General features: G+C 44.2%; 20 protein-coding genes, 1 tRNA gene and 1 pseudogene. 6 read left to right on the top strand and 16 right to left on the bottom strand.

What is annotated here, in order from left to right; genetic code table 11:
- Nucleotides 1–72 precede the first annotated feature (72 nt).
- The 6 genes from BXP28_RS16900 to BXP28_RS16875 form a co-directional block, all read right to left on the bottom strand.
- The gene (locus BXP28_RS16900) at nucleotides 73–1,359 is read right to left on the bottom strand and encodes an adenylosuccinate synthase (protein ID WP_023482390.1); all 1,287 of its coding nucleotides are present in this window, start codon (nucleotides 1,357–1,359) and stop codon (nucleotides 73–75) included.
- Between the two features lie 160 nt (nucleotides 1,360–1,519).
- Nucleotides 1,520–2,881 (bottom strand): replicative DNA helicase, encoded by a 1,362-nt coding sequence (dnaB, locus tag BXP28_RS16895; protein WP_023482391.1) that lies wholly within the window; start codon nucleotides 2,879–2,881, stop codon nucleotides 1,520–1,522.
- Between the two features lie 24 nt (nucleotides 2,882–2,905).
- Nucleotides 2,906–3,352, bottom strand: a complete 447-nt coding sequence (gene rplI / locus BXP28_RS16890; protein ID WP_023482392.1) for a 50S ribosomal protein L9 — start codon at nucleotides 3,350–3,352, stop codon at nucleotides 2,906–2,908.
- Nucleotides 3,349–5,304: a DHH family phosphoesterase gene (locus BXP28_RS16885; protein ID WP_036655652.1), complete on the bottom strand. Its 1,956-nt coding sequence runs from the start codon at nucleotides 5,302–5,304 to the stop codon at nucleotides 3,349–3,351. Before BXP28_RS16885 ends, rplI begins: the two co-directional genes overlap by 4 nt.
- A 17-nt stretch (nucleotides 5,305–5,321) precedes the next feature.
- Nucleotides 5,322–6,239 (bottom strand): DUF2232 domain-containing protein, encoded by a 918-nt coding sequence (locus BXP28_RS16880; RefSeq protein WP_036657285.1) that lies wholly within the window; start codon nucleotides 6,237–6,239, stop codon nucleotides 5,322–5,324.
- Nucleotides 6,240–6,643: 404 nt separating this feature from the next.
- The gene (locus BXP28_RS16875) at nucleotides 6,644–6,979 is read right to left on the bottom strand and encodes a hypothetical protein (RefSeq protein WP_036655655.1); all 336 of its coding nucleotides are present in this window, start codon (nucleotides 6,977–6,979) and stop codon (nucleotides 6,644–6,646) included.
- Between the two features lie 237 nt (nucleotides 6,980–7,216).
- On the opposite strand from BXP28_RS16875, the gene BXP28_RS16870 reads away from it, so the two are divergent.
- The 3 genes from BXP28_RS16870 to BXP28_RS16865 all read left to right on the top strand — a co-directional run bounded on the left by BXP28_RS16870 (nucleotide 7,217) and on the right by BXP28_RS16865 (nucleotide 8,617).
- On the top strand, nucleotides 7,217–7,549 hold the full coding sequence (locus tag BXP28_RS16870; protein WP_023482396.1) for a PadR family transcriptional regulator: 333 nt from the start codon (nucleotides 7,217–7,219) through the stop codon (nucleotides 7,547–7,549).
- Between the two features lie 81 nt (nucleotides 7,550–7,630).
- Nucleotides 7,631–7,996, top strand: coding sequence for a hypothetical protein (locus BXP28_RS22895; protein ID WP_023482397.1), 366 nt, complete (start codon nucleotides 7,631–7,633; stop codon nucleotides 7,994–7,996).
- Nucleotides 7,997–8,002: 6 nt separating this feature from the next.
- Nucleotides 8,003–8,617, top strand: coding sequence for a type 1 glutamine amidotransferase domain-containing protein (locus tag BXP28_RS16865; RefSeq protein ID WP_036655658.1), 615 nt, complete (start codon nucleotides 8,003–8,005; stop codon nucleotides 8,615–8,617).
- 14 nt (nucleotides 8,618–8,631) lie between these two features.
- On the opposite strand, the pseudogene BXP28_RS24495 reads toward BXP28_RS16865, so the two are convergent.
- From BXP28_RS24495 to rpsF, 4 genes and pseudogenes are all read right to left on the bottom strand, one after another.
- Nucleotides 8,632–8,902 (bottom strand): annotated as a pseudogene (locus BXP28_RS24495) (NCS2 family permease); the annotation flags it as partial.
- A gap of 279 nt (nucleotides 8,903–9,181) precedes the next feature.
- Entirely contained in the window at nucleotides 9,182–9,484 is a 303-nt protein-coding gene (gene rpsR / locus BXP28_RS16860) for a 30S ribosomal protein S18 (RefSeq protein ID WP_023482399.1), read from the bottom strand.
- Between the two features lie 23 nt (nucleotides 9,485–9,507).
- Entirely contained in the window at nucleotides 9,508–9,975 is a 468-nt protein-coding gene (gene ssb, locus BXP28_RS16855) for a single-stranded DNA-binding protein (RefSeq protein ID WP_036655661.1), read from the bottom strand.
- A gap of 43 nt (nucleotides 9,976–10,018) precedes the next feature.
- Nucleotides 10,019–10,306: a 30S ribosomal protein S6 gene (rpsF, locus tag BXP28_RS16850; protein ID WP_023482401.1), complete on the bottom strand. Its 288-nt coding sequence runs from the start codon at nucleotides 10,304–10,306 to the stop codon at nucleotides 10,019–10,021.
- A gap of 201 nt (nucleotides 10,307–10,507) precedes the next feature.
- Between rpsF and BXP28_RS16845 the strand changes: the two genes are divergently transcribed.
- Nucleotides 10,508–10,693, top strand: a complete 186-nt coding sequence (locus tag BXP28_RS16845; protein ID WP_023482402.1) for a YjzC family protein — start codon at nucleotides 10,508–10,510, stop codon at nucleotides 10,691–10,693.
- Between the two features lie 5 nt (nucleotides 10,694–10,698).
- Nucleotides 10,699–10,962, top strand: coding sequence for a hypothetical protein (locus BXP28_RS16840; protein WP_036655664.1), 264 nt, complete (start codon nucleotides 10,699–10,701; stop codon nucleotides 10,960–10,962).
- Nucleotides 10,963–11,076: 114 nt separating this feature from the next.
- On the opposite strand, the gene BXP28_RS16835 is transcribed toward BXP28_RS16840, so the two are convergent.
- From BXP28_RS16835 to BXP28_RS16820, 4 genes are all read right to left on the bottom strand, one after another.
- A tRNA-Ser gene (locus BXP28_RS16835) sits at nucleotides 11,077–11,167 on the bottom strand.
- Nucleotides 11,168–11,264: 97 nt separating this feature from the next.
- Nucleotides 11,265–11,474, bottom strand: coding sequence for a DUF951 domain-containing protein (locus tag BXP28_RS16830; RefSeq protein ID WP_023482403.1), 210 nt, complete (start codon nucleotides 11,472–11,474; stop codon nucleotides 11,265–11,267).
- A gap of 1 nt (nucleotide 11,475) precedes the next feature.
- Nucleotides 11,476–12,366, bottom strand: coding sequence for a mechanosensitive ion channel family protein (locus tag BXP28_RS16825; RefSeq protein WP_023482404.1), 891 nt, complete (start codon nucleotides 12,364–12,366; stop codon nucleotides 11,476–11,478).
- Between the two features lie 39 nt (nucleotides 12,367–12,405).
- On the bottom strand, nucleotides 12,406–12,657 hold the full coding sequence (locus BXP28_RS16820) for a putative Se/S carrier protein (RefSeq protein ID WP_024095527.1): 252 nt from the start codon (nucleotides 12,655–12,657) through the stop codon (nucleotides 12,406–12,408).
- A gap of 97 nt (nucleotides 12,658–12,754) precedes the next feature.
- Between BXP28_RS16820 and yyaC the strand changes: the two genes are divergently transcribed.
- A complete protein-coding gene (gene yyaC, locus BXP28_RS16815; RefSeq protein WP_024095528.1) occupies nucleotides 12,755–13,372 on the top strand; it encodes a spore protease YyaC in 618 nt (205 codons plus the stop codon).
- Here yyaC and BXP28_RS16810 read toward each other — a convergent pair.
- Together BXP28_RS16810 and BXP28_RS16805 are read right to left on the bottom strand one after the other, a co-directional pair.
- Entirely contained in the window at nucleotides 13,344–13,826 is a 483-nt protein-coding gene (locus tag BXP28_RS16810; RefSeq protein WP_158225702.1) for a DUF4446 family protein, read from the bottom strand. The genes yyaC and BXP28_RS16810 overlap by 29 nt on opposite strands.
- Before the next feature lie 29 nt (nucleotides 13,827–13,855).
- A complete protein-coding gene (locus BXP28_RS16805) occupies nucleotides 13,856–15,010 on the bottom strand; it encodes an aminotransferase class V-fold PLP-dependent enzyme (protein ID WP_036655667.1) in 1,155 nt (384 codons plus the stop codon).
- Nucleotides 15,011–15,077: the final 67 nt, after the last annotated feature.

Below are 15,077 nucleotides of genomic sequence, written 5' to 3'. Positions count from 1 at the left end.
ATGTCATAGTAGATGAAACAGCAAAAAACCCCGGCACTTTGCAAAAGGCCAGGGTGAAAGAAAAACGGTAGCTTATGCGTAAACAGGGCGCACCAGATTTGTTTGTTCCCGGTTGCGTCCAACAGAGAAAATAGCGATCGGAATTCCGGTCAGCTGGGAGACGCGCTCCAGGTAATGACGTGCGTTCTGAGGAAGATCTTCTAGATTGCGGACTTTCGATAAATCCTCGTTCCAGCCTGGCAGTTCCTCGTAGACAGCCTGGCATTCCGCAAGCATCTTCAGACTTGCCGGATAATGGGTAATCAGTTCCCCACGATACATATAGCCCGTACAGATCTTTACGGTTTCCAGACCTGTCAGCACATCGATGGAATTCAGGGAAAGTCCTGTGATTCCGCTGACACGGCGGGCATGACGGACTACAACACTGTCAAACCAGCCCACACGGCGGGCGCGTCCTGTGGTTGTTCCATATTCATTGCCTTTCTCACGGATATAATCCCCGATTTCATCGTGAAGTTCGGTTGGGAATGGACCGTCGCCAACCCGGGTAGTATAAGCCTTCGCTACCCCGATGATTTGGTGGATCTTCGTAGGCCCAACACCGGAACCAATGCAAACGCCGCCGGCAGTCGGATTAGAGGAGGTGACGAACGGGTACGTCCCCTGGTCAATGTCAAGCATGACCCCCTGAGCCCCTTCGAAGAGCACACGCTTGCCTTCATCAATGTTATCATTCAAAACTACGGATGTATCGGTCACATACCGGCGAAGTTCCTCTGCGTAGCCCAGATATTGCGACAAAATTTCCTCTACATCCAGTCCTTGTTTACCGTATACCTGCTCAATGAGTTCATTTTTTTCTTTTACCATATGACGAAGTTTACGTTCAAATTCAGCAGCATCCATTAAGTCTGCAATACGGATTCCGTTACGGGCTGCTTTATCCATATAACAGGGGCCGATGCCTTTTTTGGTGGTACCGATTTTGTTCTCGCCTTTGCGGTCCTCTTCCAGCTCATCCAGCAGAAGATGATAAGGCATAATAACATGGGCGCGGTCACTGATCTTCAGATTATCGGTAGAAAAGCCATTACCATGGATGTATTGAATTTCTTCGATTAAGGCGACCGGGTTGATTACCATCCCGTTTCCGATTACACAGATTTTATCCTTATAAAAAATACCGGACGGGATCATATGAAGTTTAAATTTCTTACCATCGATCAGGATGGTATGACCGGCATTATTACCTCCCTGATAGCGGGCCACAACTTCGGCGGACTCCGCAAGAAAGTCGGTAATTTTCCCTTTCCCTTCATCTCCCCATTGTGTTCCGACAACAACTACTGTCGACATAAAGCACAACCTCCGTTATATATTGATGTGTGCACCTGAATATTTGTCTTTCACTCAATTCCCGTAATAAGTGTAGCAGTAGCTGAAATCAAAGTCAAATAAAAACGAACGATTCTATTAGTCATAATAGAATCGTTCGTATATTTAATTACTTGATAGATTAGGCAAAGCCGGCAGCCGCTTCCTGATGTGTACGGTCCAGACTAACAAACTTGTTATAATTTTTAAGAAAGGCCAGCTCTACTGTCCCGACTGGACCATTCCGCTGCTTGGCTATAATAATCTCGATGATATTTTTCTTTTCGGTTTCTTTATCGTAATAATCGTCCCGATACAGAAACGCTACGATGTCGGCATCCTGCTCAATCGAGCCGGATTCCCGAAGGTCTGACATCATGGGACGCTTATCCTGCCTTTGTTCAACGCCCCGACTGAGCTGGGAAAGGGCAATAACAGGGACATCCAGTTCCCGGGCTATCTGTTTCAAAGTACGGGAAATTTCTGATACTTCCTGCTGCCTGTTGTCTCCTTTTCCCCTTCCTGAGATCAGCTGCAAGTAGTCGATGAGAATCATCCCCAGTCCTTTCTCCTGTTTCAGCCGGCGGCATTTGGCCCGAATATCCGCTACGGTGATACCTGGGGAATCGTCAATATAAATATTCGCTTCCGAAAGAGCACCGATCGCCATAGTGAGCTTTTCCCAGTCGTCACTTTCCAGAAAGCCCGTACGCATCCGTTGGGCGTCCACATTAGACTCGGCACATACCATACGCTGAACAAGCTGGGCCGCCCCCATCTCCAAGGAGAAGATCGCTACGGTTTCCTTGGCCCGTACCCCGACATTCTGGGCGATATTCAAAGCAAACGCCGTCTTACCGACAGACGGACGCGCTGCTACAATAATCAGATCGGACCGCTGAAAGCCTGATGTCATTTTGTCCAGATCATGGAAACCGGAAGGAATACCGGTCGTTCCTCCTTTATGCGAATAAAGAAATTCGACGCGCTCGAAGACCTCCATTAGCACATCCCGTATTGAAACAAAGCCGCTCGAAGAGCGGCGTTGGGAAATTTCCAGAATGCGCTGCTCCGCATCATTGAGCATCAGACCTACGTCCTCACTGCTTGCATAGCCGTTGGACACAATCTGAGTCGCCGTACGGATCAGTCTGCGCAGCATTGATTTCTCTTCAACGATCTGCGCATAGTAATCCACGTTGGCAGCGGTAGGGACCGCATTGGCAAGCTCGGACAAGTAGGTAACACCACCTGCTTCCTCGAGCTCCTGCTTGTTCTGCAGTCTGGCTGTCAGCGTGATCAAATCGACTGGCTCATCTTCCTGAGCCAGTTCGATCATGGCTTCAAAGATTCGCTGATGTGAGCCGCGATAAAAGTCATCGCTCGAGACCCGTTCCATGGCCGTAACCAGTGCGTCACTATCGAGCAGTATAGCTCCAAGTACGGCTTGCTCTGCTTCGATATTTTGAGGTGGCACACGATCCATCAACATTTCGCCGCTCATATCTTCTCACCTTTGCTTCATCTATTATTCTTCCACTACCTGTACACTCAGGGTTGCCGTGACGTCTATATGCAGTTTAACCGGCACACGGGTAACACCCAGAGAACGAATAGGCTCGTGAAGTTCGATCTTACGTTTGTCAACCTTAATATTTTGCTGCTTTTGTAGGGCTTCGGCAATTTGCTTGGCCATAATGGCACCAAACAAGCGGCCGCCTTCACCGGACTTGGCTTTAAGCTGAACGGTCATCTCGTTCATTTTTCCTGCCAGTACTTCCGCATCTGCTTTTTCCTGGTCTTTCCGTTTCTGTTCCGCTTTTTTCTGCTGATCCAGCTGTTTTACCGCGGAACTGGTAGCAACGGAAACCAGTCCTCTTGGTATTAAAAAGTTATTGGCGTATCCCTCAGATACTTCCTTAATTTCCCCTTTTTTACCTTGGCCTTTAACGTCTTTTAAAAATACTACTTTCATTCGAAAAGCCCCTCCTCTTCTTCAATTTGCGTAAGTACAGATTTCAGCTGCCGGGCCGCATCTTCCGTCGTACTCCCCAGTTGGGTTGCTGCATTGGTCAGATGGCCGCCTCCGCCAAGACGTTCCATTACCACTTGCACATTGAGGTCACCTAAAGACCGGGCGCTGATGCCGATCAGACCATCAGAACGCTCACCAATGACAAAGGAGGCTTTGATACCTGTCATATTTAACAATGTATCAGCAACCTGAGCAATCATCAACTGAGAATATTTGTGATTTGGCTCGGCAACAGCCAGCGCAACATGGTCATATATAATCTCAGTATGCTTGATAATCTCCGCTTTTTCTATATAAGCATGGAGATCTTCTTTCATCATCTTCTGTACAAGAGACGGATCAGCACCATGGCGGCGCAGGAAAGACGCTGCCTCGAATGTTCTGGCTCCCGTCCTTAGGCTGAAGCTTTTTGTATCCACAACAATCCCCGCCAATAGTACGGTTGCTTCCATAGTATCCATGGGAATGGAATCTGCAAAATATTGCAGCAGTTCGGTAACCAGCTCACAGGTTGAAGATGCGTAGGGTTCCATATAAACCAGTGCGGCATCTTTAATAAACTCTTCCCCTCTGCGGTGATGATCAACCACTACAATGCGGCTCGTCTGCTGCAGCAGCTTTGGCTCGGCAATCATGGATGCTTTGTGTGTATCTACGATAACAGTAAGCGTCCGCTGGGTTATGAGCGTTTGGGCTTCCTGTGGTGAGATAAACCATTTGCACAGCTCTTCCTTTCCGTCAATCATCTCCATTAATTTGGAAATAGACGGGTTGATTCCTTCTATGACGATATACCCCTCTTTATCGCTCAATTGAGCCGCTTTAAGGACGCCTATAGCAGCTCCTATTGCGTCCATATCGGGGAACCGGTGTCCCATAATGACAACCTTATCACTCTGCTTGATCAGCTCTTTGAATGCGTGAGAGATAACCCTTGCCCTGACACGGGTCCTTTTTTCTACCGCATTGGACCGGCCTCCGTAAAACGATAACCGCTGTCCCACTTTCACTGTCACCTGATCACCGCCTCGTCCAAGTGACATATCAAGGCTGGCCTGGGCCATCTGCCCGAGCTCTTCCAGACTTGACAGGCCTGAGGCTATACCGATGCTGAGCGTTAGCGGAATTTTCTGGTCCGTTGTCAGTTCCCTGACATCGTCCAGGATTTCAAAGCGGCCTTGCTCCAACTCTTTCAGGGAAACCTGGTCCATCAGAATTAAAAAACGGTCCGAGGAGGTACGTCGAAGATAAATCCTGTGTTTATGGGACCAATCAGTAATCAAGCTCGTTACTTTGGCAAGTAAAATGCTTCTTGTCTGATCATCAACAGCCTGGCTGATCTCATCCAAATTGTCCAGCATCACCAGCCCTATAGCCAGCTTTTCTTCCTCATACCTGATTTGAAGGTGAACCTGATCCGTAATATCACGGAAATAAATGAGCCGCTCATCCTCGTTGGACCTGACTTCATAAATTCGTTCATTTATTTCATAACGGATCATCTCGTCGGCCTTGAGGCTAAGACCAGGAAATAATTCCCCCAGTTCCTCATGAATAACCGACTCTTTTCCAAGCATACGCGTTACATATGGATTATTCCATTCTACTTTATGATCTTCATCGTAAAGCAAAATTCCAACAGGCAGCTCTGTAAGGACTTCACTTCCCGCTTTTTTTACGCGGTAGGACAAAGTGGAGACATACTCATCCAAGTCCTCCCGAAAAACACTTTCCGCTTTGATCGAGAAATAGAACAACACAGCGGTAACAAGCAAAAAAGCTGCACCGAGTACCCATTGGTAGATGAACATGATCAAAGAGATCCCCAGCAATAGGCCGTACGTCCACAAAATATATTGGCCGTGCCAACGCTTTAACAGGTTTTTCGGCATGTTTACACTCCCGGTACTTAACGTTTATTCATTCTTTCCCGGATCGGGAAGGCAGCATCAAATACGCCTATCAGGCTATAGACTACCAATAAAATCGGAAAAAACAAGACGAGCGCGACAATACTTAGAACAGGTATTACCTTATTCCATTTGTTTCTGTTAGCCAGATAAAAGAAAAAGGAAATCGCTTGTACGGCAAATGCCAGCATTAACAGCGGCATCAGATTGACCAGGATAGCGGACAGCATCGAACCCAGTTTAACCGTTAAAAACATATTGCAAAGAAATGCAATAAAGTAAAGCCAGACAAATGACTTCGGCAGTCTCCAGTCTTTTACCGGTTTCAGGCCGGGGATAGTCTCCCCGGTACGCCTTAAATAAAACCGGCTTATTCCATGTGTTAAGAAAACGAAATAAAGCGAGAACAAGATCAAATCAAGCGGAAGCATCTGAATCAGATAATTAATATACCAGTCTTCCTGGCCAGGCTGAAGAAAACCTCCCATAGCAGGCTGAACAGCCTTGAGGTATTCATGCATAAGCTCTTTGAATTCGTTGATGAAATTAAAACCGAACGCATAGCCAATGACCAACGTAAGCAAAAATTCACCAAGAAGCATGGATGTACCGGCTGTAAGTACCGTCCGCGCAGAGGATTGTTTTTTATACAACGTCCCCATAACAAGAACCGGCGGCAGGAAGAACAATGCAATAGCGAGCACGATCATGCCCTGCCAACCCAGCAACAGGTTTACAATCAATAAACTGATTACATAGGTCACTACAAACGTCTTCGTATTCAGCTTTACAAACAAAATCATGACAGGAATCATCACTAAACTGAAGGTTAAAGCCATGAAAGGAGTAACAAAGGACAGCAGGACAATGATATAGACCAGTGCCCATGCCAAATACGACCAATTTCGTTTTGCCAAGCAATTCACCTCTGTTTCTTTAAGCAGTGTTCTATGCATTTTCAGTGTTTCCATTATGAGTGCATCTAAACTATTGGAATAGGAAGAGGCCGCTCTTCTGCACCCTATGTATTTCCGTCCCCAAGCAGAAACGGCAGCAAATAAAATCTTATGCTTCCTTAATGTCTTTCAAAGAAAGAGACTTTGGTTTCAATTATATCACAAAATAAATATGCCTGCGCCGTAGCAGCCGCCCGGTTAAATATCCGGAAGGAGCAGCTCTTTTCAAAAAAGAAACAACCTTATGCACAGGCTGTTTCTTGGCGGAGTATTATGATGTCGATGATACAAAAGGGGGAGTTATTCACATGTGTATATCTTAGTTGACCAATCTGTTGTTATCCCGTTGGGGATAGCTTAAGTTTTTACTGCCCCAGCCCTTTCATATAAAATAGCTTATACCATTTGATTTTGAATTTGGATTTGACTAAACGCTGACCGGAATCTGTTTGCTGCTGGCTCTTGGATTTTAATTTGGCCATTAGCTGCACGTCCCTAACCTTATTTTCTTTGCGGAGCACCTCTTCCTTGGCCTTGTCATTATTCATTAGGAGAGGTTTCGCCAGCCTTTCCTTTGTATAATGCGTTATCTTCTTTTTATAATGGAAAGGAAACTCCAATGCCTTCATTGTCGTAAATCCTACCGTCGCCAGGACAGCTATGATCAAAAAAGACATCCCCACTTTTTTCATGCGCGACATTACTTGTGCACTCCTTTAACCCGTTGTTTTCTCTCTATCCTATCCTATGTATTTTAGTCTACCGGAACTTGCTCCGTTGTACCATAGATTTAAATTACATTAATATTACGATCTTGTAAGGTTAGACGTTTCAAACCATACAGAAGAAATTTTAGATGGGAAATTCCTATTTTTACCTTTTTGTACTATAATACATTGTATTATTAAGTAATGTTGTTCATGGGGTGATCAGTTACTTTGGATGTTGAAAAGGAAATATTAAAAGGATATGTGGAAACGATCCTCTTAAGTCTTTTATACAAAAAAACCTATTACAGATATGAAATGCAAAAAGAAATAAAACGGCTTTGTAATGGTAAAGTTGAGTTTAAGGAAGCAGCCGTTTATATCGCTTTAAAAAGATTGGAGAAAAACGGATTCGCATCTTCTGCATGGGATGATTCGTCCTCCGGAAACCGAAGAAAACAATATGGTATAACAGACAAGGGAATAGGACGCCTAAGGGATAAAATTGAGGAATGGGAATTTTTCAAGAAACAAATAGATCTTTTTTTAGAAGGAGTTAAATGATGGTGGGAAAAATTCGGATAACTTGGGCAGTTAGACAAATTTCCCTGCGGCTGGCTGAGCCTCGCCATGTAAAGAAAGATTTTGAGGGAAGAGTTAATAGCCGATCTGAATCATCAAGTAGCGGATTATATCAAAAGAGGGGTTCCTTTAAGGCAGGCTGAAAAAAAAGTCATCAGTGGGCTGGATGAATCGTTATTGGAACAATTAAAAGATATCTATCGAATGAAACGGTTTGTTTATAATTGGATTTTGTTCATTGCTTTACTGTTTGGATTTTTGGGATTGGGTATCATTTTAGCTTATCATCACACAGATAAGCATACCTATCAACAAGAACAGAAAGTTTCAATAGGCATTCATACTCTCACCCAAAATATAAATATGGAAACCATGGGACCTGAATGGAATAAACCGGTTCGGGATCTGGTAGAATTAGTAAGGCCATAAAGCAATATTCTTCTCCAAGAGAAGACTGGATTATGGCTTGAAGAATTGGCTACACCCTATATTTTATTTACACTTTCCAGATTTAATGTTGATATTGTATCCATAAAGGGAGGAAAAGTACCCTTGGATCAGTGGTCTATTCCAATTGACATACTCCCTATATTTGAATATGTTAAGCCCTTGCTACAAAATACCAAACCAATATCATCCGTAAATTTTTTAAATTACGATGCAATACTATTTTGTGGTGGACACGGAGCTATAGTGGATTTTCCAAATAATCCATATGTAGCAAATTTAATTCTTAACATGTATAGGAATAGACGTATTGTTGCAGCGGTTTGCCATGGAGTAGCTGGCTTAGTCAATGTGAAAGATGAGTATGGTTCATTTTTTGTTACTGGTAAGCGTATTACCGGGTTTACAAATGAAGAAGAAAAAGCAGTGCATCTTGCAGACAGGGTTCCCTTTCTGTTAGAAAGTAAATTAATTAAAGAAGGTGCCTTATTTTATGAAACACCAATTTTTACATCACATGTAGTCGTTGATGGAAATCTAATTACAGGCCAAAATCCCCAATCCAGTTTAGAGATAGCAGAAACCATTAAACAATGTTTATAGATGGCTTATTTTTGTGTTCTTGTGAACATGGCGTTAATCCCCATCCCTGGCACGATTATCTCATAATCCCATAATGAAGCAGCCAACCGCCGACGCCAGAATCGTTGCGATAATACCGGCTTCTTGAGGAATACCGGCATCCATCAGTATCGAAGAAATATCAATAATGATATAGACGGCCGCAAAAAAAGATACCGTACCCGCTAACAGCTCCCGCTGCCAATCACTTGGGGTGAGGCAGGAAGCTGGATTAGATGAAGTATTTCCCTTTGCATGCGATGGTATCTGTTTCTAGGAGTCTGTCCGACAAAACAGGGAAGTCCCTATCTCGCGGCGAATTCGTATATGGGCTCATAAAATTCATCCGTCGGACAGACTCATAGGTAGCTTAAAAAAGTTTGATACGCCGATAGTTTTTAAAACAAATTCGGTTTTGTACTAGAAATGCTTCACTTATCCAAAACAAGAAAATGTGGGGATGTTGGACTTTTAATTTCAAAAAAAGTGGCTCCCGATAAATTCAGGAGCCACCTTATGATAGCATAAAGCTATTATGAATTAAGACTACTCAGTTGTATACGGAAGAAGCGCTACTTGACGGGCACGCTTAATCGCGATAGTCAGCATACGCTGATATTTCGCAGAAGTTCCGGTTACACGACGAGGAAGAATTTTACCACGCTCGGAGATAAATTTCTTCAGCGTATCGATATCTTTGTAGTCAATATGTTTAATTTTGTTAGCCGTGAAGTAACAAACTTTTCTGCGTTTACCGCCTTTACCCCCGCGGCGAGGAGTAAATTTACGCTCTGGACGTTCTGGGCGTTCGCTGCGCTCTGGACGTTGTTCTGGAGCTTTGTTTTCCATATCAGTTTTCAGTCCTTTCTACTTTAGAATGGCAAATCATCATCTGAAATATCAATCGGCTTGCTATCATCGAGGAACGGATCTTGCTGTTGTGATCCACCGCTTCGGCTTCCGCCACCGTATCCTGCATTAGAATAAGACCCTTCGTCGTTATTGCGGTTTCCGGCATTATTCGATTCAAGGAACCGCACATTATCAGCCACAATTTCGGTCACGTATACTTTGCGGCCCTCATTGTTCTCATAATTACGCACTTGAATTCTTCCTTCTACCGCCGTCAAACGGCCTTTCCGCAGGTAGTTGGCACAAGTCTCAGCCAGCTGTCTCCACGTCACGATATTAATGAAATCTGTCTCCCGCTCACGCGTTTGCTGGTTCATATACGGACGGTCTACCGCCAGGGTAAATTGGGTAACAGCCACACCGGATGGAGTGTATCGCAATTCCGGGTCTCTTGTCAGCCTGCCGATCAGAATCACACGGTTAAGCAACGTTCATCCCTCCCGATGAATCAAATTACTTGGCTTAAGCTAATTAAGCTACGTCATTTACGATGAGGTAACGAATGATTTCGTCAGAAATCTTCATTACACGATCCAGTTCCTTCACTACTTCTGGTTCAGCAGTGAAATTGACAAGGACATAATGTCCGTCGCGGAACTTTTTGATTTCATACGCAAGACGGCGCTTACCCATAACATCATGCTTCGTAATTTCACCACCGTTGTTCGTGATGATGCCTTGGAACTTCTCTACAGTAGCTTGGACTTGATCCTGTTCAATGTCAGGACGAATAATGTACATGATTTCGTATTTGCGCATGGTTTCACCTCCTTTTGGACTAACGGCCCCTATCCTTAAATAGGAGCAAGGAGCGAGAATTTTTATTTTGAAAAAACTCGCACTCAAATACTATACCAGATTGCCCTGTTCATGACAAGTATATACCTGAAGCTGGAAACAGCAGCATACATGGTTTTCCCTTCAAGAGGTCATGCTAAGAAACAACGGAGGTGAAGCAATATGGGTGAAAAATCCCAATTCGTGCCCGGAGACAAAGCCCCTAATGATGGAGAATACATGGAGATTGGTGAGAACGCGTTCCATATGGGGATTAACGACCCTCAAATCATTAAATTGAAAAAAGGGGACCCTTTCCCCGAAACATCCAATCATAACCGCAAGTGGAAGCGCAAGTACAGGGGCTAAGAACGATGAGATCCTTTACCTGGTTATGTACGTTGATAGGAACTATTCTTTGCCTTATGCATTGGGCAGGACATAATTACGATCCCATGTATATGATATTTTACGCCCTTAGTATTCCGGCCTGGATCGCCCCTCTTTTTACCGATATGGTTGATATTGCCCTATGGAAAATGATGATTATCTACCTTTTTACCGTTTTGACTTGGGGAGCTAGCGGCTTTCTGATTGACTGGCTTGTTGCCAAACAGCGCCGCGGTCAACTGAGATAAATATTCACTATATGGACAGGGAAATGATCTTTCTTTGCCCTATTCATAAAATATTGTTCTGCCAAAAGATAAAAAGACGGTCTCCTAAAAGGAGCCGTCTTCGCTTCTTATGTATGGCGGAAAGAGTGGGATTCGAACCCACGCACGGCTTGTGCCGCCTAGCTGATTTCGAGTCAGCCCCCTTGGACCACTTGGGTACCTTTCCTCAGACAGTGCCAAAAAAGATTATATCACAGGGCTGATTGTTTGACAACTAACCCTCTCTTCCTTTACTTGGTCCACCTATTCTTTTCCGTATCATTCTAATTCTGTTCTGAATCTGTTTTTGAACGGAGCACTTTTTTTAGCTTGCTTTCAAATTTTGCCCGGGGAATCAGTACGCTGTGCTGACACCCTATGCATTTAATCCGAATATCCATTCCCATGCGGATAATCTCCATTTCGTTAGTTCCGCACGGATGGGGCTTTTTCATCTGTACAATATCCCCGAGTTGATATTGTTTCTTTTCCATATTATTGGGCAACCCTTTCTCCTTTTATATAAGTTACTGATTTGGGATATGGGATTTCGATCTCATGATCATCAAACCTTCGTTTCACTTCCATAAAGATCTCTCTGGTCACTGCTGCCTGGGTGTTAGGCACACATTCTGCCGTCAGGCGAAGTTTTACTTCCGAGGGGCCAAGCTCCTGTACACCCAACACTTGAGGCTCTGCCAAGACATTCCCGTTTTTTTCATAGATTTCCTTAACCAGCTGATTCAAGACTCCTATCGCTTTTTCCGTGTCAGATTCATAAGCGATTGAAACATCTATGACTGCCAGCGAGTTGTAGATAGAGTAGTTGGTAACCTTCGTAATGGTTCCGTTCGGAATAAAATGCACCTCGCCGGTCCAGCTCTTCAGCTTGGTTACCCGGATCCCGATCTGTTCAACCGTCCCCCGGAAAGTATCAATTTGCACGATATCACCTACAGCAAACTGATCTTCAAAGATTATAAAAAAGCCCGTAATAACGTCCTTAACCAAACTTTGGGCTCCAAACCCAATAGCTAGACCCAACACCCCTGCACCGGCCAGAATAGGACCGAGATTTAGTCCAAGCTGACCTAGGATAAGGAGAATGGCAATAAAATTAATGGTATACGTAATAACGTTGTTGGCCAATTTTCCTAGCGTATTGGTTCTTCTGGTATCAAAATTAATCCTGCTTTGTTTTTGAGCCTGAACCATGTGGCTGATAACTTTGGTCAAAATACGGATAAGAATTCGGGCTACCATATAGATCAAAGCAATTTTAATAACAATAAATAGCACGGCCATTAAACGGTCAGGGTCCAAAAAATAGGCTTTTACCGAGTCCAGAAAACTCTGTAAGGCCTTATCATTGATTGCCAAATTCATAGAGAGTTTCCACCTCTCCCTTTCCAAACATATCACAAATTATTTTTTCATCTTAACATACTTATGCTCTTTTATGAAATAAACTCCTTTCAGTTCCACTTTCTCCCGAATTATAATCTCCTTCACATCGGGTAGGTTTTCCGCAGGAAATTCCAGAGACAAAGCACAGCCCGCTGTAATTTCTTTGGGGGTTGGCCGCATATCGTTATCGATCCCCGCATAATCCAGCAGCATTTCTGCCCGAAGAGCCTGCTGGGTGGAATCAAATGCCATCAGCATTCTTTCCTCCATCTTCTGCCTCCTCTATTTCAACCTCCGGCAAGTATATTTTCTCCTTGCCATCCGTATACTAGTAAAAAATAGGAACCCCATTCTGGAGGAAATCTGCATGAAGTCGAAATCAAGCATGGGAAGCTCAGAACATCCTGCGGGCTCTCCCGTTAAATGGCTTTATTCCGATCCTGAGACAAGCCCCCGTCTAACCGGTCATCTGGTTAAATCGTTTTCCAGACTGCCATCCTATCGGCCTATTGTTTTTATATGCATAGGGACGGACCGTTCTACAGGAGATGCCTTGGGCCCTCTGGTGGGGTCCCGCCTAAAAAAATATAGCAGCAAGGCCTATCATCTGTTCGGGACGTTAGATGAGCCTGTACATGCTATGAATTTAGGTAAAACTATCACCGCTATTGAACAATCATTTACGAATCCGTTCGTAGTCGCCATAGATGCATGCCTCGGGCAAGTCTCAAGCGTAGGCTGCATCCAGTTGGGAAAAGGGCCATTAAAACCCGGAGCCGGCGTGAACAAGCAGCTTCCGTCCGTTGGGCATATGCACATAACGGGAATCGTAAATGTGGGTGGTTTCATGGAATATTTTGTTTTGCAAAATACACGTCTCCATCTTGTTATGAATATGGCTGAGACTATTTCAGATTCCATTCATCAGTCTTTTCTTGAGATGGGAAATGCCTCTTCTACATCTTTTGTACAATTTGATGGATAACCTGCTTTTCTTCCGGGGACAGCGGATAAGTAGACTCGCCTTTTTCAACTGGCTTGGCATATACGTACGCTTGTTCCCTGCTATGAAGCCCTGTTAATACCAGTCCATTTAAATAGTCGTCCAAAATGGCAATCGTAAAGCTCTGATTACTGCCGTTTTCAGCAAAAGCATTATAGCGCATGACCTCCACTTGCGTCTTCATGGATTTCATTTTTTCCGTAATTACAGCAAGCTTTTGGACGACTTCCTTTCTTTGTTCCTCCTGATAATTGAGGTTTTCCTGAACCAAAATAAGCATTTCCTCCAGATTCATACCGCTCGTTCCGTTGATCAGTTTCTGATAATTTTTCTTCATGTTATTTAACTTGGCCCATAAAATCAGTACGATCAAAATAAAAATGAAGAAAAGTGCCGCAATTGCTATTAACAATAGATCTGTTGTATTAAATTCCATATGTTTTTCTCCCATGCTAAAAATTTCCATCACCCATACTGCTGACTTATCTCCTGTACAGCACCAATAAACGTATTCACTTCCTGCTCAGTAGTAAAATAACCTACACTTGCCCTTATAGCCCCTGTCTCGAAAGTACCCGCCGATTCATGAGCCATTGGAGTACAATGGAAGCCGGCGCGCACCGCAATATGAAAAGACTGGTCCAAGATAAAAGCTACCTCCGAGGCATCTGCATACTCCAGATTAAAGGCAACAATACCGGTCTTATCCTCTCCCGGCTCCGGTCCGAATAGCCGGATACCTTTTATTTGCATAAGTCCGGTCATGAGCTGTTGGGTGAGTTCCCACTGCCTCTTATGGATAGCTTCCACAGTTTCCTGCAGAACAAATTGAATTCCCTGATTAAGCCCTGCCAGACCAACCGTATTCTGTGTTCCGCCTTCGTACCGGTCTGGTCGTATATCCGGTTGATCCAGGCTTTCCGATTGACTCCCGGTCCCCCCATGGAAGAGAGGTTCTAGTGTAAGTTCCGGATGTATGTATAAGCCTCCGGTTCCCTGGGGGCCAAGAAGACCTTTGTGTCCTGGAAAAGCCAGTAAATGAATATTCATTTTGTCTACATCTATGGGAAGGACCCCTGCACTCTGGGCAGCATCTACAAGAAAATAGACATCTTTACGTTTACAAATGTCACCTATTTGCTGAATAGGCAGAATAGTCCCTAACAAGTTAGAACTGTGGGTTGCTGCTACCAGACGGGTCTTTGGACAGATTGCTTTGTCCAGTTTGTCTACATCCACATATCCTTTCGTATCTGTCGGTACATAAGTAACCTCTACCCCAAATTTCCGCTTCATATATTCAAGCGGTCTGCGCATTGAGTTATGTTCAATACCGGTTGAAACAACGTGGTCTCCCGGCTGCAGAAACCCTTTTATCGCGGCATTTAACGCATGAGTAGCATTCAGGGTAAACGATATGTCATTCGGGTTACGAGCACCAAACAGCTTAGCCGCATGTCTACGGGTATCAAATAGGACCCTGCTTGCTTTAACCGCCAATTGATGACTGCCTCTGCCCGGATTGGCTGCATATTCCTGCAGACATTCTGCCATGGCTTGAAGTACGGCAGGCGGTTTGGGCCACGATGATGCAGCGTTATCAAAATAAAGAACATCCATTTTATTCTTCTGCTCCTTCACAGATATAGCATACCCGCTGTCTTTTCCGGTTACAAAAAAGCGGGAT

Origin of the sequence: Paenibacillus larvae subsp. larvae, assembly GCF_002003265.1 — a bacterium.
Lineage (GTDB): Bacteria > Bacillota > Bacilli > Paenibacillales > NBRC-103111 > Paenibacillus_H > Paenibacillus_H larvae.
The sequence above is the reverse complement of the archived record's forward strand: the minus strand, read 5'-3'. Positions and strand labels throughout refer to the sequence as shown.